The sequence below is a fragment of the Leifsonia sp. NPDC056824 genome, assembly GCF_042789575.1.
Classification (GTDB): domain Bacteria; phylum Actinomycetota; class Actinomycetes; order Actinomycetales; family Microbacteriaceae; genus Leifsonia.
In genome coordinates this window covers 64,682-91,589 of sequence record NZ_JBHUAV010000003.1, presented here as the reverse complement: position 1 = coordinate 91,589, position 26,908 = coordinate 64,682, and the positions used below count along the sequence as shown (strand labels likewise).

The 26,908-nt window shown below is 71.0% G+C and carries 29 protein-coding genes; 12 read left to right on the top strand and 17 right to left on the bottom strand.

The window, feature by feature from the left end; genetic code table 11:
- Positions 1-11: 11 nt before the first annotated feature.
- The 4 genes from ACFRFH_RS13340 to ACFRFH_RS13325 are packed head-to-tail and all read left to right on the top strand — an operon-like array spanning position 12 to position 1,619.
- Complete coding sequence (locus ACFRFH_RS13340) at positions 12-422, top strand: DUF6069 family protein (protein ID WP_382463491.1); 411 nt, start codon at positions 12-14, stop codon at positions 420-422.
- Between the two features lie 5 nt (positions 423-427).
- Positions 428-763, top strand: coding sequence for a hypothetical protein (locus ACFRFH_RS13335; protein ID WP_382463490.1), 336 nt, complete (start codon positions 428-430; stop codon positions 761-763).
- Positions 764-789: 26 nt separating this feature from the next.
- Positions 790-1,149 carry a UBP-type zinc finger domain-containing protein gene (locus ACFRFH_RS13330; protein WP_382463489.1) on the top strand — a complete coding sequence of 120 codons (360 nt, stop codon included), beginning with the start codon at positions 790-792 and terminating at the stop codon, positions 1,147-1,149.
- Positions 1,146-1,619 carry a carboxymuconolactone decarboxylase family protein gene (locus ACFRFH_RS13325; RefSeq protein WP_382463488.1) on the top strand — a complete coding sequence of 158 codons (474 nt, stop codon included), beginning with the start codon at positions 1,146-1,148 and terminating at the stop codon, positions 1,617-1,619. Before ACFRFH_RS13330 ends, ACFRFH_RS13325 begins: the two co-directional genes overlap by 4 nt.
- 136 nt (positions 1,620-1,755) lie before the next feature.
- Here ACFRFH_RS13325 and ACFRFH_RS13320 read toward each other — a convergent pair whose 3' ends face one another.
- The 9 genes from ACFRFH_RS13320 to ACFRFH_RS13280 form a co-directional block, all read right to left on the bottom strand.
- Positions 1,756-2,511 carry an SDR family NAD(P)-dependent oxidoreductase gene (locus ACFRFH_RS13320; RefSeq protein ID WP_382463487.1) on the bottom strand — a complete coding sequence of 252 codons (756 nt, stop codon included), beginning with the start codon at positions 2,509-2,511 and terminating at the stop codon, positions 1,756-1,758.
- Positions 2,512-2,520: 9 nt separating this feature from the next.
- Complete coding sequence (locus tag ACFRFH_RS13315) at positions 2,521-3,207, bottom strand: CatA-like O-acetyltransferase (protein ID WP_382463486.1); 687 nt, start codon at positions 3,205-3,207, stop codon at positions 2,521-2,523.
- Positions 3,204-3,401: a DUF1737 domain-containing protein gene (locus ACFRFH_RS13310; RefSeq protein ID WP_382463485.1), complete on the bottom strand. Its 198-nt coding sequence runs from the start codon at positions 3,399-3,401 to the stop codon at positions 3,204-3,206. The genes ACFRFH_RS13315 and ACFRFH_RS13310 overlap by 4 nt, the downstream gene beginning before the upstream one ends.
- 149 nt (positions 3,402-3,550) lie before the next feature.
- Positions 3,551-5,818, bottom strand: a complete 2,268-nt coding sequence (locus ACFRFH_RS13305; protein WP_382463484.1) for a glycoside hydrolase family 3 N-terminal domain-containing protein — start codon at positions 5,816-5,818, stop codon at positions 3,551-3,553.
- Entirely contained in the window at positions 5,815-6,858 is a 1,044-nt protein-coding gene (locus ACFRFH_RS13300) for an ABC transporter permease (RefSeq protein ID WP_382463840.1), read from the bottom strand. Before ACFRFH_RS13300 ends, ACFRFH_RS13305 begins: the two co-directional genes overlap by 4 nt.
- A gap of 8 nt (positions 6,859-6,866) precedes the next feature.
- Positions 6,867-7,946, bottom strand: a complete 1,080-nt coding sequence (locus tag ACFRFH_RS13295; RefSeq protein WP_382463483.1) for an ABC transporter permease — start codon at positions 7,944-7,946, stop codon at positions 6,867-6,869.
- A complete protein-coding gene (locus tag ACFRFH_RS13290; protein WP_382463482.1) occupies positions 7,943-8,773 on the bottom strand; it encodes an ABC transporter ATP-binding protein in 831 nt (276 codons plus the stop codon). Before ACFRFH_RS13290 ends, ACFRFH_RS13295 begins: the two co-directional genes overlap by 4 nt.
- Complete coding sequence (locus ACFRFH_RS13285) at positions 8,770-9,594, bottom strand: ABC transporter ATP-binding protein (protein WP_382463481.1); 825 nt, start codon at positions 9,592-9,594, stop codon at positions 8,770-8,772. Before ACFRFH_RS13285 ends, ACFRFH_RS13290 begins: the two co-directional genes overlap by 4 nt.
- Before the next feature lie 97 nt (positions 9,595-9,691).
- On the bottom strand, positions 9,692-11,371 hold the full coding sequence (locus ACFRFH_RS13280; RefSeq protein ID WP_382463480.1) for an ABC transporter substrate-binding protein: 1,680 nt from the start codon (positions 11,369-11,371) through the stop codon (positions 9,692-9,694).
- A 154-nt stretch (positions 11,372-11,525) separates the two neighbouring features.
- Between ACFRFH_RS13280 and ACFRFH_RS13275 the strand changes: the two genes are divergently transcribed.
- The 5 genes from ACFRFH_RS13275 (at position 11,526) to ACFRFH_RS13255 (ending at position 15,843) form a co-directional block, all read left to right on the top strand.
- The gene (locus ACFRFH_RS13275; protein ID WP_382463479.1) at positions 11,526-12,170 is read left to right on the top strand and encodes a TetR/AcrR family transcriptional regulator; all 645 of its coding nucleotides are present in this window, start codon (positions 11,526-11,528) and stop codon (positions 12,168-12,170) included.
- A 68-nt stretch (positions 12,171-12,238) separates the two neighbouring features.
- Positions 12,239-13,252 (top strand): LacI family DNA-binding transcriptional regulator, encoded by a 1,014-nt coding sequence (locus ACFRFH_RS13270; RefSeq protein ID WP_382463478.1) that lies wholly within the window; start codon positions 12,239-12,241, stop codon positions 13,250-13,252.
- Between the two features lie 142 nt (positions 13,253-13,394).
- Positions 13,395-14,900, top strand: a complete 1,506-nt coding sequence (locus ACFRFH_RS13265) for an alpha-N-arabinofuranosidase (protein WP_382463477.1) — start codon at positions 13,395-13,397, stop codon at positions 14,898-14,900.
- A gap of 140 nt (positions 14,901-15,040) precedes the next feature.
- Positions 15,041-15,283 carry a hypothetical protein gene (locus ACFRFH_RS13260; RefSeq protein ID WP_382463476.1) on the top strand — a complete coding sequence of 81 codons (243 nt, stop codon included), beginning with the start codon at positions 15,041-15,043 and terminating at the stop codon, positions 15,281-15,283.
- A complete protein-coding gene (locus ACFRFH_RS13255; RefSeq protein WP_382463475.1) occupies positions 15,283-15,843 on the top strand; it encodes a hypothetical protein in 561 nt (186 codons plus the stop codon). The genes ACFRFH_RS13260 and ACFRFH_RS13255 overlap by 1 nt, the downstream gene beginning before the upstream one ends.
- 7 nt (positions 15,844-15,850) lie before the next feature.
- On the opposite strand, the gene ACFRFH_RS13250 is transcribed toward ACFRFH_RS13255, so the two are convergent.
- Positions 15,851-16,459, bottom strand: a complete 609-nt coding sequence (locus ACFRFH_RS13250) for a GNAT family N-acetyltransferase (protein WP_382463474.1) — start codon at positions 16,457-16,459, stop codon at positions 15,851-15,853.
- A 17-nt stretch (positions 16,460-16,476) separates the two neighbouring features.
- On the opposite strand from ACFRFH_RS13250, the gene ACFRFH_RS13245 reads away from it, so the two are divergent.
- Both ACFRFH_RS13245 and ACFRFH_RS13240 read left to right on the top strand, forming a co-directional pair.
- Positions 16,477-17,325: a helix-turn-helix domain-containing protein gene (locus ACFRFH_RS13245; protein ID WP_382463473.1), complete on the top strand. Its 849-nt coding sequence runs from the start codon at positions 16,477-16,479 to the stop codon at positions 17,323-17,325.
- Positions 17,325-18,194, top strand: a complete 870-nt coding sequence (locus tag ACFRFH_RS13240) for an aminoglycoside phosphotransferase family protein (RefSeq protein WP_382463472.1) — start codon at positions 17,325-17,327, stop codon at positions 18,192-18,194. Before ACFRFH_RS13245 ends, ACFRFH_RS13240 begins: the two co-directional genes overlap by 1 nt.
- Here the strand turns inward: ACFRFH_RS13240 and ACFRFH_RS13235 are convergent.
- The 7 genes from ACFRFH_RS13235 to ACFRFH_RS13205 all read right to left on the bottom strand — a co-directional run bounded on the left by ACFRFH_RS13235 (position 18,166) and on the right by ACFRFH_RS13205 (position 25,709).
- Positions 18,166-18,855 (bottom strand): phosphatase PAP2 family protein, encoded by a 690-nt coding sequence (locus ACFRFH_RS13235; protein ID WP_382463471.1) that lies wholly within the window; start codon positions 18,853-18,855, stop codon positions 18,166-18,168. The genes ACFRFH_RS13240 and ACFRFH_RS13235 overlap by 29 nt on opposite strands.
- Positions 18,856-18,880: 25 nt before the next feature.
- Positions 18,881-20,110 carry a multidrug effflux MFS transporter gene (locus ACFRFH_RS13230; protein WP_382463470.1) on the bottom strand — a complete coding sequence of 410 codons (1,230 nt, stop codon included), beginning with the start codon at positions 20,108-20,110 and terminating at the stop codon, positions 18,881-18,883.
- 251 nt (positions 20,111-20,361) lie between these two features.
- Entirely contained in the window at positions 20,362-21,546 is a 1,185-nt protein-coding gene (locus ACFRFH_RS13225) for an ROK family protein (RefSeq protein WP_382463469.1), read from the bottom strand.
- 42 nt (positions 21,547-21,588) lie between these two features.
- On the bottom strand, positions 21,589-22,686 hold the full coding sequence (locus ACFRFH_RS13220) for a Gfo/Idh/MocA family protein (protein ID WP_382463468.1): 1,098 nt from the start codon (positions 22,684-22,686) through the stop codon (positions 21,589-21,591).
- Positions 22,671-23,363: a ThuA domain-containing protein gene (locus ACFRFH_RS13215; RefSeq protein ID WP_382463467.1), complete on the bottom strand. Its 693-nt coding sequence runs from the start codon at positions 23,361-23,363 to the stop codon at positions 22,671-22,673. The genes ACFRFH_RS13220 and ACFRFH_RS13215 overlap by 16 nt, the downstream gene beginning before the upstream one ends.
- Positions 23,364-23,409: 46 nt before the next feature.
- Positions 23,410-24,597: a Gfo/Idh/MocA family protein gene (locus ACFRFH_RS13210; protein ID WP_382463466.1), complete on the bottom strand. Its 1,188-nt coding sequence runs from the start codon at positions 24,595-24,597 to the stop codon at positions 23,410-23,412.
- Positions 24,598-24,692: 95 nt separating this feature from the next.
- Entirely contained in the window at positions 24,693-25,709 is a 1,017-nt protein-coding gene (locus ACFRFH_RS13205; RefSeq protein ID WP_382463465.1) for a LacI family DNA-binding transcriptional regulator, read from the bottom strand.
- A gap of 75 nt (positions 25,710-25,784) precedes the next feature.
- Here ACFRFH_RS13205 and ACFRFH_RS13200 point away from each other — a divergent pair, with 75 nt between their 5' ends.
- Positions 25,785-26,750 (top strand): acetylxylan esterase, encoded by a 966-nt coding sequence (locus ACFRFH_RS13200; RefSeq protein ID WP_382463464.1) that lies wholly within the window; start codon positions 25,785-25,787, stop codon positions 26,748-26,750.
- Positions 26,751-26,908: the final 158 nt, after the last annotated feature.

Here is a 26,908-nt window from a genome sequence, read left to right as displayed (position 1 = left end):
AGGCCCCCGAAATGAACGCCCGAATGCTCCGCTCCACGAGGGCCCGGTCCGTGGTGTGGGTGCTCGCCGCCGTTGTCGCCAGCCTGGCCGTCTGGCTGGTCGCCGCGATGCTCGACATCGCACTCACCGTCTCATTCGGGCCAGGACTGGATCAGACCGTGACCCCCGTCGCGATCGCGATCGTCGCCCTCGTCGCCGGACTCGCCGCCTGGGGAACGCTCACGCTCGTCACGCGCTTCGGTGTGGCCGGGCGGCGGTGGTGGATCGCCGTCGCCCTCGCCGTCCTCGCACTCTCACTGTCGGGACCCCTCGCTTTCGGAGTGGGAGGGGACGTCAAAGCCGCGCTTCTGGCGATGCATCTGGTCGCCGGAGGTACGCTCATCGCCGGCCTCACTGCCGCACGCTCCAACCGGGCACGGTGAGCGCCATGTATGCAGTTCTCAGACTCAACACCTTCGACCCGGCCGGCCTGGACGCACATCAGGACGCCCTGGCCGAATTCGACCGCATCCACTCGGCGCAGCCCGGTTACGTCGGCACCATGAGCGTCGACATCGACGGGGGCAAGCGCTTCGTGCTGAACCTCTGGAACAGCCCAGAGGACGCGGCGGCGGCACTCGAAGTCGTCGGGCCGGCGGTCGGGCGCCTCCTCGTCCCGCTCATGGCAGAACCGTCCGAGTTCATCGGAGCAGGCGAGGTGACATCAACCGATCTTGCGCTCGACCCGTCTCCGGGGTCCCCGCACCCGCACGCACTAAAGTGAGCCTTCCCACGACCGAAGGGGCGGACATGACGGACGAAATCGACCCGAGCGTGCCGCCGAGCGGCACCGGCTGCGTCGAATGCGAGGCGGACGGCGGCTGGTGGGTGCACCTGCGCCGCTGCGCCGCGTGCGGGCACATCGGCTGCTGCGACGACTCGCTCTCGCGGCACGCCCGCGCCCACGCCGCGGCGACCGGGCACCCCTACATCCAGAGCTTCGAGCCGGGCGAGGACTGGTACTGGGACTTCCGCACCGACCAGTACGCGGAAGGCCCGGCCCTCGCTCCCGCGACGAGCCACCCGGAGGATCAGGGCGTTCCCGGACCGGCGAGCAGGCTCCCCGCCGACTGGCGCGCCCGCCTCCAGCAGCGGGCGGACACCGAATGACCGCCTACCTGGACAAGGCGGCGCCCGAGGCCTGGCAGGCCGCACGAGCGTGGTCCGTCATCGTGGCGGAGACCGCGCTCGCCAAGGGGCTGACCGCGCAGGAGGTCGAGCTCCTCAAGGTGCGGGCCTCCCAGCTCAACGCGTGCGCCTACTGCCTCGACCTGCACTCCCGGGAGGCCAGGACGGCGGGCGTCCCCCAGCAGAAACTGGACATGCTGCCGGCCTGGCGGGACGCGGAACTCTACGACGAGCGCGACCGGGCGGTGCTGGCTGTCGCGGAGGCGGCGACGGTGTTGCCGCTCACCGAGGATGCGCGCGCGGACCTCGCCGGCGCGCGTGCGGTGCTCGGGGAGGACGCGTACGTCGCCGCCGAGTGGATCGCTGTGGCGATCAACGCGTTCAACCGGATCTCGATCCTCAGCGGGCACCGGGTGAACCCGCGCGACGGGGAGGGGCGGCTGGTCCGCTGACGGCTCGGCGAACGCCGACCCTTCCGAAGGAGTCTTGCCGCGACACGCGTGGGAGTCTCCTTCGGAGCGGCGTTCGGCAGGAGTTTTCAGGGGAAACTCCTGCCCAACCGACGCCGACGACAGCCGGTCCCCCTCGTCAATGCACCGAAAACCCTCCGTCGACGGCGATCGACTGCCCCGTCACATACGCGGACGCGGGACTCGCGAGGAAGACCGCGGGGCCGGCGAAATCCTCCGGCACGCCGTTCCGCCCGACGAGCGTGCGGGCCGCGAGCGCCTCGACCATCGCGGGGTCGGAGCTGAGGCGCGCGTTCAGCGGGGTCTGCACGAAACCGGGCACGAGCACATTCGAGGTGACCCCGCTCATCGACCACGCCTCCGCCTGGGATCGGGCGAGCGCCTCCAGGGCGGCCTTGGACACCCCGTAGGCGCCGCTCGACGCGAACGGCCGGTGGGCCTGCTGCGAGCTGATGTGGATGAACCTGCCGTAGCCGCGGGCGACCATGCCGGGAGCCAATCGTTGCCCGAGCACGAACGGGGCGTCCAGGTTCACCCGCATCGTCGCGTCCCAGGTGGCCTCGTCGAGCTCCGCCATTGGGGGACGCAGGTTGATGCCCGCGGAGTTCACGAGGATGTCGACATCGCCGACAGCGTCGGCCAGTGCGTGAGCCCCGGCCCGCGTCGACAGGTCCGCCGGCCGGCCCTCCGCCAAGCCGCCGCGCGTCCTGATCTCGGCAACGGTCTCGGCGATCGTGGACGGTGTGCGCGCCGCGATCAGCACGCGGGCACCCGCATCGGCGAGAGCCACTGCGATCGCCCTGCCGATGCCGGAACTCCCTCCGGTCACCAGCGCCGTCCGTCCATCGAGCCCGAAAAGCTGCCTCAGCTGCATCGGGCCAGATTATCGGCCTGTGGACGAACTCCCGCAGGCGGGCTCTGCGGTGACCCACGCGGGGTCGTCGAGGAGTGCCTGGAGTTCGTTCACGAGCCGTGCGGTGTGGAACCCGTCGGCGGCCGCGTGATGGAGCTGCAGCGCGAGCGGGAGCAGCAGGCGCCCCTCGCGTTCGACGTACCGGCCGAGGGTGACGATCGGCGCCAGATGCCGCCACGCGTCGCGGATGTTCAGCGCGAAGCCGGTGAACGACGCCCACGGAACGCTCGACACGTCGAAGGTGTTCGCCGGCGGCTGCCCCTGAGGGAGCATCCCGGTGGCCGGCGTGTTCTCGGCGACCACGGCCGCGGCGGCCTCATGGAACGTCGCGAAGTCGGCGTCGTACGGCGCCCAGACGGACAAGAAGGTCTCCCGCTCCGCGTCGAAGACGGAGAAAGCGGGATGAACGACCGGCCAGACGCCGGGCGCTCCCGCCCCGGTCAGCCCCATCCGGAACTCCGGGTGCGCGTTGACGACGGTCGCGATCGCCCAGATCTGGGCCAGGTAGGTCTTGCGCTCGGACGCCCGCAGCGCGGCGGCGAACGCGGTCGCGTCGAGCTCCACCGTGAGCGAGTACGTGCACGGCGACGCGTCCAGATAGTGCTCGAAGTGCTGCCGGCGCGGCCAGGTCTCGAGGTCGATCGGGGCGAGGGTCACGGGATGAGCGGCGTCGGCTCGTCGCGGCCCCACAGGATGGCTTGAGCGACGATGACACTCGTTCCATTGAAGGTGGCTGCGGGCGGGCCGTACAGCTCATAACCGAGCTCGAGGGCGTCACTGACTCGGTGACAGAAGGCGGAGTCGTCCGGCCCCGTCAGCAACCGGTATCGCGGGTAACGTTCGGTATCCACATTCGGAGCCTACCGGGAGTCTGCCGACCGGCCGGCTGCGGCCCGTCAACTGGCCGACCTGCAGAAGGAGTGTTGCCGCGACACGCGCGCAAGACGCCTTCTGAACGGCGTTGGGCAGGAGATTCCAGGGGAATCTCCTGCCCAACGACTCACCGCACCTCGAACGCCACCCCCAGCAGGTCGGCGTCCCGCGACGACGACCCGACCAGCAGCTCGAACTCGCCCGCCTCGACCTTCCGGTCCCCCGCCGCGTCCACGATCGTGCACTCGGCGACGGGGAGGCTGAGCCGCACCCGCGCCGACTCCCCCGGCGCCAGCTCCACCTGCCGGTACCCCTTCAGCTCCTTGTCGGCCCAACTCACGCTGGTGACCTGGTCGCGCACGTACACCTGCACGGTCTCGCGCACCGGGCGGGAGCCCGTGTTGGTGACCGTCACGGAGGCCTCGATGGAGTCGGTCGCAGCGAGCGAGGTGGCGGCGAGCGTCAGGTCCGCGTAGCTCACCGTCGTGTACGACAGGCCCTGGCCGAACGCCCACGCCGGCGCCTGGGTCAGGTCGGCGTAGCGGTCGCCGTGCTGGCCGCGGAGCTGGTTGTAGTAGGTCGGCTGCTGGCCGACGTGGCGGGCGAACGAGATCGGGAGGCGCCCCGACGGCTCGACCTGGCCGGCGATGAGCTCCGCGAGGGCCTGGCCGCCCGTCATGCCCGGGTTCGCCGCCCACAGCACCGCGGCGGCCCGCGAGACCGACGGCGGCAGCACCAGCGGCTTCGAGGCCAGCAACACCACGACGACGGGCTTACCGGTCGCGATCACGGCGTCGAGCAGCGCGATCTGGCCGCCGATCAGCTCGAGCGTCGCGGTGGAGCGGCCCTCCCCGACCAGCTCGATGCGGTCGCCCACGACGGCCACGACGACATCCGACGACGCAGCGGCGGCCACCGCCTCGGCGATCAGGTCGGCGTCCGGCGCGCACGGCACGACCACGGGAGGCCGCGGCTGCCCGTCCTGGAACGTCGCGCCGCGCGGGTCGTCCTCCAGCGTGAGGATGTCGGCGCCGCGCGCGTGCGTCACGGTCCACCCGTCGATCGCGGTCAGGCCGTCGAGCACGGTCGTGATCATCTCGCGCGGCTGCCCGTCGAGCCAGCCGGCCTGCCCCGAGCCCCCGGCCCAGTCGCCGAGCTGGGTCTGCGCGTCGTCGGCCAGCGGGCCGACGAGGGCGACGCGCAGCGGCGAGGACGACGCGAGCGGCAGCGTCCCGTCGTTCTCCAGCAGCACGATCGAGCGGCGCGCGATCTCCAGGTTCAGCTCCGCGTGCGCCGCGCTGCCGACCACCTCGTCCAGCGTGGGCGACGGAAGGCGCGGGTCCTCGAACAGGCCGAGGTCGAACTTCAGCGTCAGGATGCGGGCGACGGCGGCGTCGAAGGCGTCCTCCGCGAGCAGCCCCTGCGCCACGGCCTCCAGCGCGCCCTCGTAGAAGTGCGGGGTGGTCATGACCATGTCGTTGCCGGCCTTCACCGCGGCGGCCGCTGCGTGGGCGTAGTCGGGCTGGACCTTCTGCTCCCAGACCATCCGGCCGACGTTGTCCCAGTCCGTGATGAGCGTGCCCGTGTAGCCCCACTCGCCGCGCAGCACCTCGCTGAGCAGCCAGTCGTTCACCGTGATCGGCACGCCGTCGGTGCTCTGGTAGCCGAGCATGAACGTGCGGCAGCCCTCGCGGGCGACGCGCTCGAACGGCGGCAGGAACCAGCTCCGCAGCTTGCGCCGCGAGATGTCGGCCTCGCTCGCGTCCCGGCCGCCCTGCGTCTCCGAGTAGCCGGCGAAGTGCTTCGCGGTCGCGAGGATGGCGGTCGGGTCGTCGAGACCGTCGCCCTGGTAGCCGCGGACCATCGCGCTGGCGAGCTCGCCGATGAGGAACGGGTCCTCACCGAACGTCTCGCTGATGCGTCCCCAGCGGAGGTCGCGGGCGATGCACAGCACCGGGGAGAAGGTCCAGTGCACACCGGTGACGGCGACCTCCTCCGCGCTGGCGCGGGCGACGCGCTCGATCAGCTCCGCATCCCACGACGCGGCCATCCCGAGCTGCGTCGGGTAGATCGTGGCGCCCGGCCAGAACGAGTGGCCGTGGATGCAGTCCTCGCCGACGAGCAGCGGGATCCGCAGCCGGGTCTGCGCGGTGAGCCGGTTGGCCTCCAGGATGCGCTCCGGGGAGGTGTGCAGGATCGAGCCGACGTGACGGCGCAGGACGTGGTCCTGGAGGTCGTCGCGCGCGTCGAGCTGCAGCATCTGGCCGACCTTCTCCTCCACCGTCATGCGGTCGAGGAGGTCGCGCACACGCGCAGCGGTCGTCCGTGACGGGTCCTGGTACGGGAGGTTCGCCTCTGCGAGCTCGATAGTGGTGGACGGGAGGGTCGAAGTCATGCGGTGGTGCTTTCCGGGGTCGCTGCGGCCGGGGCCGTCGTGGAGTCGGACGTCGTGGAGGTCGTGCGCACCTGGGTGACGGCGGCGTTGAGGTTCATGCCCTTGCGCTTCATGGCGCGGGCACGCTCGCCTGCCGAACGCAGGCGCGGGTTGACGTACTCGTCGATGCCGAAGTTGATGAGGGCGAGGGAGACGCCGAGCAGCGCGATGCACAGGCCGGCGGGGACGTACCACCACCAGTAGTCCGGGAACGCGTTGTTCTGCTGCGCCCAGAACAGGATGGTGCCCCAGTTCAGGTTCGACACCGGGATGACGCCGATGAACGCGAGGGTGGTCAGGCCCAGCACCGCGGCCGTCATGGTGCCGACGAAGCTGGACGCGATGATCGCCAGGAGGTTCGGCAGCATCTCCACCAGGATCACCCGGTGCAGCGGCTCGCCGTTCGCCCGTGCGGCCTGGATGAAGTCCCGGTTGCGCAGCGACATCGTCTGCGCGCGCAGCACGCGGGCGCCCCACGCCCAGCCGGTCAGGCCGAGCACGGCCGCGATGAGCGGCAGCGGCGGGTCCTGGAACTGGGAGGCGACGATGATCATCAGCGGCAGGCCCGGGATGACGAGGAACACGTTCGACAGCGCGGACAGCGACTCGCTCTTCCAGCCGCGCAGGTAGCCGGCGGTCACGCCGACGACGATCGCCACGACCGTGGCCATGATCGTCGCCAGGAAGCCGACGACGAGCACGCCGCGGGTCCCGTAGACGAGCTGGCTGAAGACGTCCTGGCCGATGTGCGTCGTTCCCAGGAGGTGCTCGAACGACGGCGGCTGCAGCGTCTCCTTCAGGTTCTGCGCGTTCGGGTCGTACGGGGCGAGCAGCGGGGCGAAGATCGCGACGAGCACGAACACGCCCAGGATGATCAGTCCGGTGGCCGACTTCGGGTTGCTGAACATGGCCAGGGAGGCCTTGAGCTGCGACCAGAAGGTGGTCTTCTTCGGCGCAGGGGGCTCGGGGGTGGCCGCCTGGATGAAGGCAGTCTGCGGCATGGTCATGTTCAGGCCTCCGTCTGGCGGGTGCGCGGGTCGAGGATGGCGTACGCGATATCGGCGATGATGTTCGCGATCAGGACGGCGAGCACGAGCACGAGGAAGATGCCCTGCATGAGCGCGTAGTCCTTCGCGTTGGTCGCGTTGAGCAGCAGCAGGCCGATGCCGGGATAGGAGAACACCATCTCCATCACGATCGTGCCGCTGACGATGAAGCCGAGCGCGAGCGCGAAGCTCTGGATCTGCGGCAGCACGGCGTTGCGGGCGGCGTAGCGCCACAGCACGCGCCGGTCGGGCATGCCCTTCGCCTGCGCGACGGTGATGTAGTCCTCGTCGAGCACGGTCAGCATCATGTTGCGCATCCCGAGCACCCAGCCGCCGATCGAGACGACCACGATGGTGGCCATCGGGAGGGCGCCGTGCGAGAGCACCTGGCCGATGAAGTCCGCGTTCCAGCCCGGGTCGACGCCCAGCTCGTAGGCGTGCCCGGCGGGGAACCAGCCGAGCGTCGTGGAGAAGATCGCGATGAAGATCAGGCCGAGCCAGAAGTACGGGATCGTGCCGAGGAACGTCGTGATCGGGATGAAGACGTCCAGCTTGCCGCCGCGCCGCCAGCCGATCACCGCGCCGAGGCCGGTGCCGATCAGGAAGGAGACCACCGTGGCGAAGCCGACCAGGCCGAGCGTCCACGGCAGGGCGGAGGCGATCGCGTCGCCCACCGGCGCCATGCCCGTCGAGATGGAGACGCCGAGGTTGCCGTGCAGCAGCATGTTCCAGTAGTCGAGGTACTGCTGCCAGAGCGGCACCGACTTGTCGACGCCGAACAGGAGACGCAGCGCCTTCTCCGCGTCGGGGGTGAGCTGTCCCTGGCTGCGCGCCATATAGGAGGAGACGGCGTCGCCCTTCATCAGGCGCGGGATGAAGAAGTTGATCGTGATGGCCGCCCACAGGGTGAACACGTAGAAGGCGACGCGGCCGCCGATGAACCGCCACGGGACGCGGACGCCGCGGCGCTCCGCCCGGGTGGCGGTCGTGCCGACGAGGGCCGGGTCGAGGGAAGAGTCGGCTCTGACTGTCTCTGCGCTCACAGCGCACCTCCTGTGGTCTGCGCGATCGGTGCCTTCAGGGCGGTCAGGGCACCGAAGTGCTTCTCCGGGTCGGGGGACGCGGCGCGGAGCTCGCGGGTGTACGGGTCCTGCGGGCGGAGGATGACGTCGTCGGCCGGGCCGTGCTCGACGATCCTGCCCTGGTTGAGGACGATGATCTCGTCGCTGAAGTGCCGCGCGGTGGCCAGGTCGTGGGTGATGTAGAGCACCCCGAGGCCTTCCTCGCGCTGCAGGTCGGCGAGCAGGTTCAGGACGCCGACGCGCAGCGACACGTCGAGCATCGACACCGGCTCGTCGGCGACCAGCAGGGTCGGCCGGGAGGCCAGCGCGCGGGCGATGGCCACACGCTGCCGCTGGCCGCCGGAGAGCTCGTGCGGACGGCGGTCGATCACCGCGTTCGCGTCGAGCTGGACGCGGCGCAGCAGGCGCCGCACCTCGTCGTCCACCTCGCCCTTCGGGACGACGTGGTCCAGCCGGAGCGGGCGCTCGATGTGGTGGCGGATCGTGTGCGAGGGGTTCAGCGAGGCGAACGGGTCCTGGAAGACCATCCGGAGCTGCTGGCGGTACTGCCGCAGCCGCTTGCCCGACGTCGGGATCGGGGCGCCGTCCAGCAGCACCTCGCCGCGGGTCGGCGTCTCGAGCTGGGTGAGGATCTTCGCGATCGTGGACTTGCCGCTGCCGGACTGGCCGACAAGGCCGATCGTCTGGCGCTGGCCCAGCGTGAAGCTGACGTCGTCCAGGGCCTTGAGCTGCCCGGAGCCGCGGACGTTGTAGATCTTGGTGACGTTCTTGAACTCGAGCGTCGTCATCGGACGACCACTCCTCTCTCGCCGGTGAGGCGCGGGAACGACTGCAGCAGCTTCTGCGTGTACTCGTGCTGCGGGTTCGCCCAGATCTGCTCGGCGGTGGCGAGCTCCACGATCTCGCCGTCGCGCATGATGGCGATCCGGTCGCTGATCTCCAGCAGCAGCGGGAGGTCGTGCGTGATGAAGACGACGGAGAAGCCGAAGTCGTGGCGGAGCTGCGAGATCTGCTTGAGGATCTCGCGCTGCACGAGCACGTCCAGCGCGGTCGTCGGCTCGTCCATGACCATGAGCTGCGGACGGAGGGCGAGGGCCATCGCGATCATGACGCGCTGGCGCATCCCTCCGGAGAGCTCGTGCGGGTAGGAGCGCACTCGCTGGCCGCCCACCTTGACGATCTCCAGGAGCTCTACGACCGCCGCGCGGCGCTCGGCCTTGCTCATCCCGGGACGGTGCACCTGGAACACGTCGTCGAGCTGCGATCCGATGGTGGCCACCGGGTTGAGGGCGTTCATCGCCCCCTGGAAGACCATCGAGGTCTTGTCCCAGCGGAAGCGGCGCATCTGCTCCGCGTCGAGGGCGTTGATGTCGATGTCCTCGCCGCCCTGGTCGTGGAAGACGACGCTGCCGCTGGTGATCACGGCCGGCGGCTTGAGCAGGCGCTGCACGCCGTAGGCGAGGGTGGTCTTGCCGCAGCCGCTCTCGCCGGCGAGACCGACGATCTCGCCGCGCTTGATGTCGAGGGAGACGTTCTTGACCGCCGCGACCGGCGGGTCGACGTCGTACACGACCGAGAAGTCGCGCACGGAGAGAAGGGAGTCTGTCATGGCGTCGCTTTCATGCTGTCCGCGGGTCGCCCGGGGCGGACGGCGGCACGAGGCCGCCGCCCGCCCCGGACGGGTTGGGTGAGGTCGCTCGGGGCGACTACTTGCCCGCGGGCTTCAGGTTCATCAGCACCTGGACGGCCGACGGCTGGGTCGGGTCGGCGGTGGCGAACTGGTCCTTCTCGCTCGGCCAGCCCACGAACTTCCGGGTGTTGTACTCGGCGAGCTGCGGGTGGGTGCCGATCGGGATCGCCGGGACGTCGTCCACGAAGATCTTCTGCAGCTTGTCGAGAGCGGCGGTGCGGGCGGTGTCGTCGGACGCCTGCGCGTACTCCTTCAGCAGGGCGGTCGCCTCCGGGTTGCTGTAGCGCCCGAAGTTGTCCGAGACCTTGCCGTCTGCGGCCTGGTCGAGGTAGCTGGAGTTCATCACGTCGTCGTAGATGTGCCACGGGTTCGAGCCGGAGCCGGTCCAGTGCAGCACGGCGTCGAAGTTGCCGGAGGCGACGTTGGCGAACCAGGTGTCGGCGTCCGGAGTCGCGACCTTCGCGTCGATGCCGAGCGTGGTCTTGAGCTGCGTGGCGACGAGCTGGATGCCCGTGACGTAGTCGTTCCAGCCCTGCGGGTCCTGCAGGGTGAAGGAGACCGCCTTGCCGGACGGGTCGGTCAGCGCGCCGGACTTCCAGGTGTAGCCGGCGTCCGTCAGGACCTTCTTGGCGCCGTCGACGTCGATCTTGAAGGTCTGGTCCTTGTAGTCGGACGCGATGTACTGGTCACCGGTCGGCTGCGGGATGCCCGACACGTTGGTCAGCTCGGGGCCGGCGTTGCCGCGCGCCGTCACGGCGTGCGCCTTGCGGTCGATGACCATGTTGACGGCCTTGCGGAGCGCCACGTTGTTGAACGGGGCCTTCGCCGTGTTGACCACGATCATGTCGGGGCTCAGGACGTTGGCGCCCCAGAACACGTTGTGCTTCGGGTCCTTGTCCACGTAGTTCTTCTGGTAGTCCGTGATGAAGATCTGCGCCCAGTCGGTCTCGCCGCTCTGCAGCGCGCGGAGGAGGCCGGTGTTGTCGTTGTACTCGAGGTACTTGAGCTGGGCCACCGGGACGGTGCCGCCCCAGTAGTCCTTGCGCGCCTGGAGGACGACGCCCTGCGACGAGAAGGTCTTGATCGTGTACGGACCGGTGCCGACGGCGCTGGTCACGGGGTCCTTCGTCGCGTCGGCGACGGACTTCCACTGGTGCTCGGGGACGATCGGGACCTGCAGCACGTCGCCCTGCTTGACGAACTTGGACTCGCTGAAGTGCAGGACGACGTTGTTCCCGTCCTTCTTGACGTCGGTCAGCTTGAGGCCGCCCAGGTCGAGAGCCGGAGTGTTCTTGATCAGGTTGTAGGTGAAGACGATGTCGTCGGCGGTGAACGCCTTGCCGTCGCTCCACTTGACGTTCGTGCGCGGGGTGACGGTGAGCTGCGTGTAGTCCGCGTTCCACTGCACCTTCGAGGCGAGCCACGGGGTGGTCTCGTTCTTGCCGACCGGGTTGACGATCGCGAGGGGCTCGTAGATCATCCGGTCGTAGCCGAGCGACATGCCCGAGCCGGTGGTGATGAACGGGTTGTTGATCTGGGTCGCCAGGATGGCGGCGCCATCCGGCTTGGCGACGGTGAGCGAGCCGGTGCTGGCGGTGGCGGCGCCGGACTTGCCGTCGGACGAGCAGCCGGTGAGCGCGAGTGCGCCGACGGCGGCGATGGCCGATGCCGTGATCAGGTACTTCCTAAGCCTCATTGCTTCTCCTTCGTGGCGGGCACATCCGTTGTGCCCTTGGTGCTGCGGAATGTCGGCTGACGATAACTTGCTTACTGGTCAGAAAGCAAGTTGGTTGAGGTGAGGTTACTGGCTGGTAAGCTCGGCCGCAACCAGCACGGCAGGAGCGACGGAAATGGCCATCGGCAGCAGCACCGGCACGCGTCCGGAGACCGAGCAGAAGCGCATCGACATCCTGCGCGCGGCGATCGAGACGTTCGGCGCCAAGGGCTCCACCAACGGCACGCTTTCCGACATCGCCGAGCAGGTCGGGATGACCCACGCCGGCGTCCTCCACCACTTCGGGTCGAAGCACAACCTGCTCCTGGAGGTGCTGGAGTTCCGCGATCACGACGACGTCGCCCACCTCGCCGACCAGCACATCCCCGGTGGCCCAGCGCTGTTCGCGCACCTCGTCGGCACCGCCCAGCGCAACGCGCTGCGGCCGGGGATCGTCCAGGTCTTCACCGTGCTCTCCGCGGAGTCGGTGACCGAGGGCCATCCGGCGAAGGACTACTTCCAGGAGCGGTACCGCAACCTCCGGGCCGAGATCGACACCGCGTTCCGGGCGCTCTGCGCACAGGAGGGCGTGACCGATCCGGACACGATCGACCGGGCCGCGGCGTCCATCCTCGCCGTGATGGACGGCCTCCAGCTGCAGTGGCTGCTCGATCCGGCGTCGGTGGACCTCGCGGGGGCCAGCGAGTTCGCCATCGAGGCGATCGTGAACGGGGTGCTGCGGCCGGGCCGGGAGCTCACGTCGTACGTCCACGACGCGTGAGCGCTCGGCGGCGCTGCGCCCGTGCAACGTTGTAAGGTCGTGCCGACCGGCAACAGACGGGAGTGCGCGTGGCCGTGACCCTGCACGACGTCGCCCGGCTGGCCGGGGTGTCGATCAAGACCGTGTCGAACGTCGTCAACGACCATCCCTACGTGCGGGATGAGACCCGGCGGCGGGTGCTCGACGCGATCGCCGCGCTCGGCTACACGCCGAACCTGTCGGCGCGGAGCCTGCGGTCGGGACGCACCAACGTCATCGCCCTGATGATCCCGGATCTCCGCAACGCCTACTTCGCCGAGCTTGCCGACGCCGTCATGCGGGCCGCCGCCGAGCGCGGGTACTCGGTGCTCATCGAGCAGTTCGGCGACGACCGGGAGCACGAGATCGCCGCCCTGCGCCGGCCCCGGCCCCAGCTCGTGGACGGCGTGCTCTACAGCGTCCTCGCCCTCGACCAGGACGACGAGGACGTCATCGCCGCGATGCCCGTCCCGGTCGTCCTGCTCGGCGAGCGCATCTTCACCGGGCCGCGCGACCACGTCACGATGCGCAACACCGAAGGCGCCCGCGCCGCGACCGAGCACGTCCTCGGGCTCGGCCGGCGCCGCGTGGTGGCCCTCGGCGCGCATCCCGGGGAGGTCATCGGGTCCGCCGCGCTGCGTCTCGACGGCTACCGGGCGGCCCTGGAGGCGGCGGGCCTCCCCTCCGACGAGGAGCTGATCGTGCCCGTCGGCTCCTGGCTCCGGCGCAACGGGGCGGAGGCCATGCGCGACCTCCTGGCGAACGGCGTCGGGTTCGACGCGGTCGTGGCGTTCAACGACGCGATCGCCCTCGGCGCGCTGCGCGCACTGCAGGAGGCCGGCCTCCGCGTGCCGGAGGACGTGGCCATCATCGGCTTCGACGACATCGACGAGACGCAGTACTCGATGCCGACGCTCTCCACGATCGACCCCGGCCGCGCCGAGATCGCCCGCACCGCGGTCGACCTGCTGGTGCGCCGCATCGAGGGCGGCACTGCGCCGTTCACGCCCGAGCGCGTCCTCGTCCCGTACCGCCTCGTCCCCCGCGAGTCCACCGCCCTTTGACCCGTCGAGGGGCACGTAAACGCCCCTAAGACCGCGATTTAGGGGCGTTTACGTGCCCCTCGGCGAACTCCGTTTGACACGGTCACATTCGGCCGCGATCATGTCTGTACAACGTTGTAATACGGCTAGAAGAGGAAGCAGCATGCCCGAGACCACCATCACCCTCGACCGGTCCGCCCGCGTCGCCACCATCGACCGGCGCATCTTCGGGTCGTTCGTGGAGCACCTCGGCCGCTGCGTCTACGACGGCATCTACGAGCCGGGACACCCGACCGCGAACGAGGACGGCTTCCGCCTCGACGTGGTCGAGCTGGTGAAAGAGCTCGGCGCGACCACCATCCGCTACCCCGGCGGCAACTTCGTCTCCGGGTTCCGCTGGGAGGACAGCGTCGGGCCGCGCGAGCAGCGTCCCGTGCGCCGTGACCTCGCCTGGCACTCACTGGAGACCAACCAGGTCGGCCTGGACGAGTTCTCGCGCTGGCTGACGCTGACCGGGTCCGAGCTGATGCTCGCCGTGAATCTGGGCACCCGCGGGATCGACGAGGCGCTCGACCTCCTGGAGTACGCCAACCACCCGTCCGGCACCGCCCTCAGCGACCAGCGGATCGCGAACGGCACGATCGAGCCGCACGGCATCCGGATGTGGTGCCTCGGCAACGAGATGGACGGCCCCTGGCAAACCGGGTACATGACCGCCGACGACTACGGCAAGCTCGCCGCCCGCACCGCCCAGGCGATGAAGGCGGCCGACCGGCACCTCGAACTCGTCGCGTGCGGTTCGTCCGGCTCCGGGATGCCGACCTTCGGCGACTGGGAGCGCACCGTTCTGGAGCACGCCTACGACAACGTGGACTTCATCTCGGCGCACGCCTACTACCAGGAGCGCGGCGGCGACCTCGGGTCGTTCCTGGCCTCCTCGGTGGACATGCAGTACTTCATCGACACGGTCGTCGCGGCGGCGGACCACGTCGGCAGCAAGCGCAAGAGCGCCAAGAAGATCGCCATCTCGTTCGACGAGTGGAACGTCTGGTACCTCGACGAGCACCAGGCGTCCCAGGAGGTCAACGACGAGTGGCGCGTCGCCCCGCGGCAGCTGGAGGACGTCTACTCGGTCGCGGACGCGGTGGTCGTGGGCAACCTCCTGATCACGCTGCTGAAGAACCACGACCGGGTGCGCAGCGCCTCCCTCGCCCAGCTCGTCAACGTGATCGCGCCGATCATGACCGAGCCGGGCGGCGCGGCCTGGCGGCAGACCACGTTCTTCCCGTTCTCGGTGACGAGCCGGCTCGCGCGCGGCGAGGTGCTGCGCCCGGCCGTGCGCACGGGCAGGTACGAGACCGTGGTGCACGGGACGGCGGACGTCGTGGACGCGGTCGCGACGCACGACGAGGCGACCGGCGCGTCGGCGGTGTTCCTGGTCAACCGCAGCCTCACCGAGACGGAGACGGTCACGATCGACGTCCATGACCTGGGCGCGACCGCGGTGCGGGAGTCGCTGAGCCTGTTCGACGACGACGTGTACGCGAAGAACACGCTCGCCGAGCCCGAGCGCGTCGGGCTGCGCACGAACGCCACGGCCGCGCTCGCGGACGGCGTCCTGACGGTGGAGCTGCCCCCGGTCTCCTGGACCGCAGTCGCGCTCGGCTGACCGCGCTCCCCCTCCCCCATAGCCGTCGAAGGGCACGTTAACGCCCCTAAAACCGCGTTTTAGGGGCGTTTACGTGCCCCTCGGCGTTTCGGCGGGCGGGCGAGTGGCGCGGGGGCACGGGTGCATGTTAGATATATACGATGACCGGCTCGATGTTCTCGCAGCTCTGCGCCACCGTGGCGCTCGCTGCGGTGACCCTGCTGCTCGGCCGGTCGATGCACGATCTCGCCACGGTGATCCTGTTCGCCGTGGGTGTGCTGGCGACCATCCTGTCGGCGTTCCGGGTGCGTTCGCTGCGCGTCAGACACCTCGCGGAGAAAGCACGCCGTGTCCCCCAAAATGCCGCTATGAACGACCCCGGGAATCCGTCAGACTCGACCTGATGAGCAACCATCAGGGGGTCGACACGGACGTGTCGAGGGGGACCGTACTTCGCCCGCATCGCGACCTGTTCGCGCGCGGGCTCACCGCCGTGCTCGCATTGACGACGCCGGTGTTCGCCGTGCTGTACTGGCTCACGATCCCGGACGGCGACTGGAAATACGTCCTGTTCGCCCATGTGCTGGTCGTGCTGGCGACGATCCTCGGTGTGTACGCGTTCCTCAGCGCGACCATCGCGATCCGGCCGGACGGCGTCCGGGAGCGCGGCTTCTTCGGCCGGACCCGGTTCGTCCGCTCCGCCGACGTCGGTTCCATCCTGCTGGTGCGCCTCTACGACGGCAGCACGCTGGACACGCTCCCCCAGCTCTTCATCACCGGGCACGACGGCCGGATGCTCATCCGGATGCGCGGGCAGTTCTGGTCGGTGGACGACATGGAGCTGGTGGCCGAGTACTTCGACGTGCCGGTGACGCGGCCGGAGGACTTCCTGACCATGACGCAGCTCCGCCGCCGGTCGCCCGAGCTGCTGTACTGGTTCGAGCGGATGCCGCGGCTCCGTTAGGGCCTTCTCAGACCACCGCGTCCGTGGCGATCGCCAGCGCAGGCGCGTCCGAGCGGCTGGAGGGCAGCTCCTCGAAGCCGAGCCGGCGGTAGAACGCCATCGCGCCGGTGTTGGTCGGCGACATCCGGAGGAACACGCCGGGCACGCCGCGATCGTTCAGCGCAGCGAGGAGCTCCCGGATGAGCCGGCGCCCGAAGCCCTGACCCTGCAGCTCGGGCAGCAGGTCGATGTGCAGGTGCGCGGGGTACCGGTCGGCCTCCGGGACGATCGCCTCGTGCTGGTCGAGCCCGAACCCGATCGCCTCCCGCTCCTTCGCGGAGGGCGCCGCCGCCACCGGGTAGCGCTCGCGGAAACCGGGCAGCCAGTTCTCGTCGTACCAGTCGGCGAACGCGTGGCTGTCCGCCACCGCGATCACGTAGCCCGCGACCCGGTCGCCGGTGTCGACCACGAACGCCAGGTCGGGCTGGTACTCCACGTAGGGCCCGGCGAAGACATCGGGCAGCAGGTCGTCGCTGGAGTACAGGCCGCGCGCGTCCGCGCCGCTGGCCCCCGTCCGGACGCAGATGTCGTAGACGTCGGCGCGGTCGGCAGGACGGTACGGTCGGATCGAAGTCACCGTGAAAGTATGGCAGCGTGACCTCGTCCACCGTCGCAGGGCCGCTGAGCAAGGGCCGGCTCACCCCTGGAGCCGACGCACCCGGAGCCGACGCCCCCGCTGCGCCCGTCCGGATCGAGCGACGCGCGCCGGGCGAGGCGGCGGCCGCGTTCGTGCGGCACTTCTGGCTGCCGCGGTGGTCGCTCCCCAGCGGCGCGAGCCTGCGCGAGACGGTGCTGGAGTACCCGACCGCGAACCTGGTGATCGAGGCGGACACTGCTGCCCTGCACCGGGCGAACCGCGGGCTGTCCGGGAGGACGCTGACCGGCGACGGCTGGGCGTTCGGCGCGCTGCTGCGACCGGGCGTGGCGCGGCAGTGGGTCGGCGTGTCGCTGCGCGGGGCTCCCCTCGTGATCCCGTTGGAGGCACTGGAACCGCTCGCAGCCCGGGCGCTGACCGCCGCGGTCGGCGCGGTGCGCGAATGCCTCGCCGACGACGACGCGGAGGGCGCGATCGCCGTCGTCGAGGCCGCCCTGGGCGACCTCCCGGCCCCCGACGCCGACGCGCGACTGGTCGACGCGATCGTCGCCGCTGTCGAGGCGGACCGAGACCTGCGCCGGGTGGAGCAGCTCGCCGACCGATTCGGGATCGGCGTGCGCCACCTCCAGCGGCTCGTCGCCGGGCACGTCGGTTTCGGGCCGAAGTGGCTGATCCAGCGGTACCGGCTGCAGGAGGCCGCGGCGGCTCTGCGCGAGCCCGGGCCTCCCGCGCTCGCCCGGCTCGCGGCCGACCTGGGCTACGCGGATCAGGCGCACTTCAGCCGGGAGTTCAAAGCCGTGGTCGGCGTGACGCCCGAGGCGTACGCGGCCGAGAGCCGGCGGAGCTGATGCAGCGCGATCCAGACGCCCCGCTCGCGCCGTGGCGCGCACGCTGGGCGCTGACACCGGACGGCGCCGCCTTCGCCACGCCGTCGAGCGTGCTCCAGCCCGTGCTGCTGGACGGCCGGGCGGCGTTCCTCAAGCTGGCGACGCACCCCGAGGAGGCCGCGGGCGGCCGCGTGCTCCGCTGGTGGGACGGCCGCGGTGCGGCGCCGGTGCTCGCCGCGGAGGGCGACGCTCTCGTGCTCGCGCGCGCCACCGGAGGCCGCTCACTGGAGTCGCTTGCGGCCTCCGGCCCGGACGGCGACGACGAGGCGACGCGCATCCTCTGCCGCGCGGCGCTGCGCCTGCACGCGGTGACCGACCGGCCGCGCCCGGACGGCCTGGTCGGCCTCCCGCGCTGGTTCGCCGAGCTCTTCGAGCACGCCGCCGACCGGCCGCATGCCCATGACGGAATGTTCGCCCGCGCCGCGGCCGAGGCCCGGGCGCTGCTCGCCGCGCCTCAGGGCGACGTGGTGCTGCACGGCGACATCCACCACGGCAACGTGCTCGACTTCGCGGGCGACGGGTGGCTCGCGATCGACCCCAAGCACGTCCACGGTGATCCGGGCTTCGACTTCGCGAACATCCTCTGCAACCCGTCGGCGGGCGTGGCGCTCGCGCCCGGACGGCTCGAACGCACCGTGGCGGTGATCGCGGCGGAGACCGGGATCGCCCGGCGGCGGATGCTGCGCTGGGCGCTCGCCTGGGCCGGGCTCTCGGCCGCGTGGTCGGAGCGCTCCACCGGAGATGCGGCCATCGCTGTGGGGATGGGGATCGCGGCGATGCGGGCGCTGGACGCGCCTCCGGCTACCTTTTCGCCCGGCCCGCTGCGCTGAGGAAGAACGGGTGCGGCCGGGCGCTCTCCTCCGCCAGCTTGTACGCCAGCGGCGCCCACACGATGACCGCGACGCCGGCGCCGAGCAGGAGGCCGCCGATCGTGTCGCTCAGCCAGTGCGCGCCGAGGTAGGTGCGGCTGATCGCCATCAGGATCGCCCACGCGCCGCCGACGCACCACACCCAGACCCGCGGGAACAGGATGCCGAACACGACCGCCATCGTCGCCGCGTTCGCCGTATGCCCGGACGGGAATGAACCGGGATCGGCGACCACCAGGATCTCCGACGGGCGCGCCCGGCCGACCGTGTGCTTGAGAACCTGCACGCAGATCACCGACACGACGCTCGCGATCGCGAAGAAGCCGGCGCCCCACGGCCTCCGGAACGCCAGCAGCACCAGGAAGATCACGACAGGGATCACCACCGAGCCGACGATCCCACCGCCGACCCAGTTGAAGAACAGGGCGGGGACGGTCCACACCGGCGACCGGTGCTCGACCACCTCGGCCATCCACTTCAGGTCGAGAACGAACGGCTCGTTCTGCCGGAACGCGATGATCGCGCCCAGTACCAGCACGAGGCCGATGGCCACCGACGCCGTGATCAGTGGCCACCGACGCTGGATGCGCGCGGCGGTGTGGAGCGGCGGCGACGCGGTCATGGACTCACGGTACCGCGCGGCCGCGTCAGTGCCCGAGCGCCGGCACCGTCCTCGGCCGCACGACCAGCCACAGCGACCCGATGGACACGGCAGCGCAGATCGCCATCATCGCGCCCATCGGCCCCGCGCTCCCGGTGCCGAGCAGGCCGACGATCGGCGAGAACACGCCCGCCGCGCCGAAGTTGAGCGCGCCGAGCAGGCTGGCCGCCGTCCCGGCTTCGTGACCGTGGTTGTTCAGCGCGAGCACCTGCACGCACGGGAAGCCGAACCCGCAGGCCGCGATGAAGAACCACAGCGGGATCGCCACCCCCCACAGCCCGGCATGGGCATGGTCGAGCACGACGATCGCGACGGAGGCCAGGAACATCACGGCCGTCGAGACCGCGAGGATCCACTGCGGCCCGACGTACTTGGTCAGGCGGGCCGCCGACTGCACGCCGATGATGATGCCGATCGAGTTGACCGCGAACAGGAGGCCGTACTCCTGCGGTGTGAACGCGTAGAGGCCCTGGAAGATGAAGGGGCTCGCCGACAGGTACGAGAACAGGCCGGTGAAGTTCGCGGCTCCCACGATCGCGATGCCGACGAAGACCCGGTCGCTCAGTACGGAGCGGTAGCGCTGGCCGACGGTCGAGTGGCCGGCGTCGTGGCGGCGCGCCTTGGGAAGGGTTTCGGCAATCCACAGCGACACGCACCCGAGCACGAACACGCCGTAGCACGCGAGCACGACGAAGATGCCCCGCCACGGCATGACCAGCAGCAGCCACGACCCGATCACCGGGGCCAGGACGGGCGCGAGGCCGTTGACCAGCGCGAGCCGGCTCAGCATCCGCACGAGCGGACGCCCGCCGAACAGGTCGCGGACCATCGCCATCGCGACCACACCGCCGGCCGCGGCGCCGATGCCCATCAGCGCCCGGGCGATGCCGAGCAGCTCGACGTTCGGCGCGATCGCCGCGGCGAGACACGCGAAGATGTGGACGCCGGTCGCGGCGATCAGCGGAATGCGGCGGCCGATCTTGTCCGACCACGGCCCGACCAGGAGCTGGCCGAGGCCGAAGCCGATGGTGGTCGCCGTGAGCGTCAGCTGGATCATCGCGGTGGAGACGTGGAAGTCGGACTCCAGCGTCGGCAGCGCGGGGAGGTACATGTCGATCGTGAACGGCCCGAGAGCGGTGAGCGCGCCGAGGATCAGGATGTACGACAAGCGCTGGCGACCGGTGAGCGAGTCGCCGGGATGCACGACGGTGGTCACGAAAGAGTCCTTCTGCTGGAGGGCGTGTGGGGAGGGGCACGCGCCCGGCACTGGACGCAAAACGACAGCACCGCGACGGGTTCGCGGTGCTGGAAGCCGCCCGTTCGAATCGATTCGACCGCGGGCGCGAGTCCCAGCATACAGCCTCCCACCCCCAAATGTGAACGTGCGCATCCCCCTCCATCAATTCCGGAGTTGTGCACGCGACACGCCGGGCGCGGGCGTACACAACTCCGGAATCGATGGAGGGGCTACGCGGCGGAAGGGGACGAGAGGAGGGGCGTGAAGGCGAGTTCGGCGGCGCCGATGAGGAGGATGTCGCTGCCGAGGGCGGCGCGGGCGATGGTGAGGGTCTCGGCGGAGGCGGCGAGCGCCTGCGCGGCGACGAGCTCGGGCAGGCGCTCCGGCGCGAGCTCGTGCAGCGCGCCGAGGAACCCGCCGAGCACGATCCGGTCCGGGTCGAAGACATTGGTCGCGTTGCGCAGCGCGGTGGCGAGGAAGCCGAGCTGACGCTCCACCTCGGCGAGCACGGCCGGGTCACCGGCCGCGACGGCCGCACCCAGGGCACGCGAGAGCTCGTCCGGGTCGGCGGAGGCCAGCCCGAGCACCCGCAGCAGCGCGCGCTGGCTGACCTCGGTCTCCAGACAGCCGATCGCGCCGCAGTGGCAGCGCACGCCCGCCGAGTTCACGAGCGTGTGGCCGAGCTCGCCGGCATAACCGCTGATGCCGGTCAGCGGCCTCCCGCCGACGATGACGCCGGCGCCGATACCGGACGCGCCGCCGTTGACGTAGACGAGGTCGGCTGCGCCCTGACCCGCACCGAACAGCCGTTCGGCGTTGGCGCCCAGGCTCGCGTCGTTCGCCGCGGCGACGGGATAGCCGGTCGCCGCGGCGAGCTCGGCCGCGAACGGCTCCTCCGCCCACTCCAGGTGCGGGGCGAGCCGGACGACGCCGTCCTCCTCCCGCACGAGTCCCGGCACGGCGACGCCGACGCCGACGACCCGGGAGGCCGCGGCCAGCTCGGGCCGCAGCCCGTCGATCACCGCGGCTGCGATGGCGGCCGCCTCCGCGGCGGTCGGCACATGCCCGGTGGGATAGCGCACCCGGCGGTGCACCTGCGCGTCCAGCCCGACGACGCCGACCGTGACCGCGTCGACCTCGGGGTTCACGGCGAGCGCGACGACCCGGCCGTCGGCGGCGATGACCGGGGACGGCCTGCCGACCCGGTTGCTGGTCTCCGGCTCGCGTTCGCGCACCAGCCCGAACTCGGCCAGTTCGGCGACGAGCGCGCCGATGGTCGAGCGGTTGAGGCCGGTCGCCTGGGTGAGCGCCGAGCGCGCCAGCGGGCCCTCGCGGTGCACCATCCCGAGCACGGCGGAGAGGTTGTGCCGCCGCACCGTGTCGAGGTTCGTCCCCGCCGTCGTCCTGCCGTTCATGGTCCCGGTCACTGTATTACAGGTCTCGGGGTGCGGCGGACCTCACCACGTCTCGGGCCGTACCTCCGCCGGCACCGCCTGGGGCCGCTCGACCGTGGAGGTCAGCGTCACGACCTCGTGCCTGGCGCCCGCGGCGAGCACGGCCTCCATGATCTCCAGCACATGGAAGGCCAGCTCGCCCGAGGCGCGGTGCGGCCGGCCGGTCTCGATCGCGCGGGCCAGGTCGGCGAGGCCGTAGCCCCGGCCGGCATCGGCATAGCCGCCCGCGACCCCGACCTCCCGGAACTCACGGTCGTCCGCCGTCGCGACCGACACCGGGTCGGAGAAGTGGTTCGGGTCGGGCACAGCGAGGGTCCCCGCGGTGCCGTACACCTCGAACAGCGGGACGCGGGAGGCCCACACCTCGAACGAGACGGTCACGGTCGAGACCACTCCGGAGGCGTGCTCCAGGATCGCCGTGACGTGCGTGTCGACGTCCACCGGCAGCGCAGCACCCGCGTTCGGCCCCGTGGCGACCGTGCGCGAGCGGTCCGACCGCCGTGTCGCTCCCGACACCCGGACGACGGGCCCGAAGAACGTCACCAGCGACGTCAGGTAGTACGGCCCCATGTCGAACAGCGGCCCGCCGCCGGGCTGGTAGTAGAACGCGGGCGCCGGATGCCACAGCTCGTGGCCGGGCGCCGTCCACGCCACAGCGGCGCCGAGCGGCACGCCGATCCTGCCGTCGTCGAGCACGGCGCGCGCGGTCTGGACGCCGGTGCCGAGCACCGTGTCCGGCGCGCAGCCCACCCGCAGTCCGCGGGCGGCCGCGTCAGCGAGCACCGGCGCCGCCTCCGCCGTCGTGAGCGCGAGTGGCTTCTCGCCGTAGACGTGCTTGCCCGCGGCGAGCGCGCGCAACGCGATGTCCGCGTGGGCGAGCGGGATGGTCAGGTTGAGCACGACATCCACCTCGGGATGCGCGAGCAGCTCGTCCACGGTCATCGCCTCGACGCCCTGCTCGGCGGCGACGGCACGCGCGCGCTCGAGGTCGAGGTCGGCGACCGCGCGCAAACGCAGGTTCGGCAGTTTCGGGAACTCCGCGAAGTACTGCGCCGAGATGACGCCGACGCCGACGACCCCGACGTTCAGCGCGCGGCCCACAGCAGCCCCCGCTCGATGATCGTGCGCACCGGCACGGACTCCACGATCTCCAGCCGATGGCCGGGGGCGGAGACGAAGATGCGGCCTTTGCCCCACTGCCGTGTCCAGATCGCGGGCGCGGTGACAGGACGGTTCCAGGCGTCCCACGGCCGGACAGTCTGCGTCGTCGTGGCCAGGACGTCGTTGTACTCGTCGCTCAGCACCCAGTACTGCTCGGTCTCCAGGTCGAAGTCCGCGATGCCCTCGGTGATCGGGTGCGAAGCGCCGTACTCGGTGATGTTCACCGTGTACGGGATGTAGTTGTCGGACTGCTCGCCCGTACGCTCGGCCGGGTCCTTGCCCGCGTGGTGCGCGAACTGGCCGCCGATCATGTGCAGGTAGTCGGCGTTGTCCCGGTAGGAGTCGGCGATGCCGCCGTGCCAGCCGGCCATCCCGGCGCCGTTCAGGATCGCGCGCTGCAGGCCCGCGAACTCCTCCCGCTCGATGGTGCTCATCGTGTTGATCTGGAGGACGAGGTCGACCGTGTCCATGAACGCCTCGTCGGTGTAGACGGCGGGGCTCCCCTCCACACGCACCGCGAAGCCGTTCTGCTCCAGGAACGGGATGAAGAGGTTCGTGGTCTCGACGGGCATGTGCCCGTCCCAGCCGCCGCGGACGACGAGGGCTTGTCTGGTCATGGGTTCCTTCCGGGTGGTACGTGTGTTCGCGGGGCCGGCCGTCACGCTACTCCGCGGCCGTCCACGCACTGCCGGCGGCGGCGCTGTGCTCGACAGCCGCGAGCACGCGCTGGATGTGGAGGCCGTCCGCGAAGGACGGCTCGGGGTCGGCGCCGCTCGTGATGGCGTCGACGAAGTCCGTGATCTGGTGGCTGAAGGCGTGCTCGTAGCCGATCGCGTGCCCGGTGGGCCACCAGTTCGCCATGTAGGGATGCTCCGGCTCGGTCACGATGATCCGGGTGAAGCCCTGCTCCCCCGCCGGAGCGGTGGCGTCGTAGAACTGGAGCTCGTTCATCGCCTCCAGGTCGAAGGCGATCGCGCCGCGGGAGCCGCTCAGCTCGATCCGCAGGGCGTTCTTGCGGCCGGTCGCGTAGCGGGTCGCCTCGAACGCGCCGATCGCGCCGGCCGCCGCACCGCCGCTGAGGCGCGCGGTGAACCAGGCGGCGTCGTCCACGGTCACCCGGCCGCGCTCGCTGGAGGCCGTGCCGCTGAGCCCGACCGTCTCGCCGAGCAGTGGTCGCTCCTCGACGAAGGTGGCGAGCGTGCCGGAGACCGACGACAGCCGGGAGCCGGTCAGGTGCTCGACCAGGTCGATCGCGTGCGCGCCGATGTCGCCGAGCGAGCCGGAGCCGGCGGCCTCCTTGTCGAGCCGCCAGGTCATCGGGCCGTTCTCGTCGCTCAGCCAGTCCTGCAGGTAGAGGGCGCGCACCTGGCGGATGGTGCCGAGGCGGCCCTCCTGCACCAGACGGCGCGCGTAGCCGATCGCGGGGACGCGGCGGTAGCTGAAGCCCACCATCGAGCGGACGCCGCGCCCGGCCGCGCGCTCGGCGGCGGCGACCATCGCCTCCGCCTCGGCGACCGTGTTGGCGAGCGGCTTCTCGCACAGGACGTGCTTGCCCGCGTCGAGTGCGGCGATGGCGATCTCGGCGTGCGAGGCGCCGGGCGAGCAGATGTCGATCACGTCGATGTCCGGGTCCTCGACCGCGCGCCGCCAGTCGGTCTCGGCGCGCTGCCAGCCGAACTTCACTCGTGCGGCCTCGACGCGCTCGCGGTCGCGGCCGACGATCGTGGCCATGACCGGCTCGGCGGCGAGGTCGAAGAACCGAGGTGCCACACGCCAGCCCTGGGAGTGGGCCGCGCCCATGAATCCGTAGCCGACCATCGCCACCCGCAGCTCGCGTGCCGCTGAAGTCATCCGTGCCGCTCCTTCGCGTGTTGTCCTGGTGGACGCTAACCAACGGGGTTTTCCACCCGCAAGTTTCTCGCCGAGCTTGGAAAACTTTCGTTGCGTCAGCGTGCGGCGAGCGCCGCCGTGGAGTCGCGCACGACGAGGGAGGTCGCCAGTTCCAGCCGGGTGTTCTCGACATCCCCGGCGCGCAGGCGCAGCGCGGTGCGGGTCGCCTCCTCCGCCATCTCCTGCAGCGGCTGGCGGATCGTCGTCAGCGCCGGCCGCGCCCAGGAGGCCGGCGGCACGTCGTCGAAGCCGACGATCGACACGTCCCGCGGCACGTCCAGGCCGAGTGCGAACGCCGCATCCATCGCCCCGAGCGCCTGCAGGTCGTTGCCGCAGACGATCGCGGTGGGGCGGTCGGCCTTCTCGAGCAGCCGCCGCGCCTCGCGCTCCCCGTCGGCGCGGCTGAAGTCGCCGACGCCGGCCAGCCGCGGGTCGAACGGGAGGCCGGCCTCCGCCAGCGCCGACTGGTACCCGGCGACGCGGGCGCGCGAGCACATCAGGTCGGGCGGCCCGGAGACGACCGCGATCCTGGTGTGGCCGAGCCCGAGGAGGTGTCGGGTCGCCGCGACCCCGCCCGCCCAGTTGGTGGCGCCGATCGCCGGGACGTCCGGCGGCGGGTCGCCCGCGGGATCCACGACCACGAACGGGATGTTGCGGGTGCGCAGCTGCTGCCGGTGCTCGGCCGTCAGGTTCGAGAACTGCAGGATCACCGCGATCGGCTTCCTGCTGAGCACGCCGGTGATCCAGTCGCGCCCCGGCTCGAGATGGTCGCCGAGGGCGGAGAGCGCGAGCACGAAGCCGGCCTCGCGCGTGATCCGCTCGACGCCGCGGATGATCTCCACCGACCACTCGCTCACCAGGTCGGTCACCACCAGTTCGACCAGGCCGCCGCGCTCCGGCTCCGGGCCGCGGCGCGCGTAGCCGGAGTCGTGCAGCAGCTCCTCGACGCGCGCCCGGGTGGGCGCGGAAACGCCCGGCCGGCCGTTCAGGACCTTCGACACCGTGGACAGCGACACCGCCGCCCGCTGCGCGATCGCCTCCAGCGTCGGACGGCTCGCGCTCGGTTCGGGCATGGAGACACTGTGCCACAATGTCGGCCAGGCTTTCGCGCCGTCGCCCGAAACATTCCCGCCCTCCCGAGGAGACCCATGCCGCTCACCGACCTCACCCTCGCCGAACTGGCCGACTTCCGCCCGGAGGTCGAGGAGCCCGCCGACTTCGACGCCTTCTGGGAGTCGACGCTCGCGGAGTCCCGCACGGCCGGCGGCGATGCGGTGCTGGTGCCCGCGACGACGCCCGTCACGCAGCTCATCGTGGAGGACCTGACCTTCCCCGGCTTCGGCGGCGAGCCGGTGCGAGCCTGGGTCTCGCGTCCGCTGCACGCGGACGGCCCCCTCCCGGCGGTCGTGCAGTACCAGGGCTACGGCGGCGGCCGCGGCCTCGCCGGCGAGAACGTCGACTGGGCGCTCGCGGGCTACGTGCAGGTGTTCATGGACACCCGCGGCCAGGGCAGCGGCTGGGGCACGGGAGGCGGTACCGCGGACCCGCACGGCTCGGGACCGGCGACCCCCGGCTTCATGACGCGCGGCATCCACGATCCGCACGAGCACTACTACCGCCGCGTGTTCACCGACGCGGTGCGCGCGGTCGACGCGGCCCGCGCGCTGTCGTTCGTCGACCCGGCGCGGATCGCGGTGACCGGCGGCAGCCAGGGTGGCGGGATCGCCCTCGCGGCCGGCGCGCTGGCGGACGTCCAGGCGGTGCTGCCGGACGTCGCGTTCCTGTGCGCGTACCGCCGCGGCGCCGAGGTGGCGGCCGACGGGCCGTTCCGCGAGCTGGCCACCTATCTGTCGGTGCACCGCGACGAGGTCGACGCGGCCTTCCGCACGCTCTCGTACCTCGACGGCGTGAACTTCGCCCGCCGCATCCACGCGCCGTCGCTGTTCTCGGTGGCGCTGATGGACACGGTCGTGCCTCCGTCCACGACGTTCGCCGCGTACAACCATCTGGCGGCGGCGGACCGCGCGATCGAGGTCTACCCCTTCAACGACCACGAGGGCGGCCAGGCCGCGCACTGGCACAAGCAGGCCGCCTGGCTGTCCTCCCGCCTCTAACGCCCCGCCCACGCCCGCTCCCGGGCGCAACCCCATCCCCATCCCCATCCCTCGAGGGGCACGTTGTTGTCACTTTTGAGCTCCAAAAGTGACAACAACGTGCCCCTCGTCGGTTTGCGGAGTGGCGCGCGGGCGCTCCGGCTGGTATAAGTTTAGTG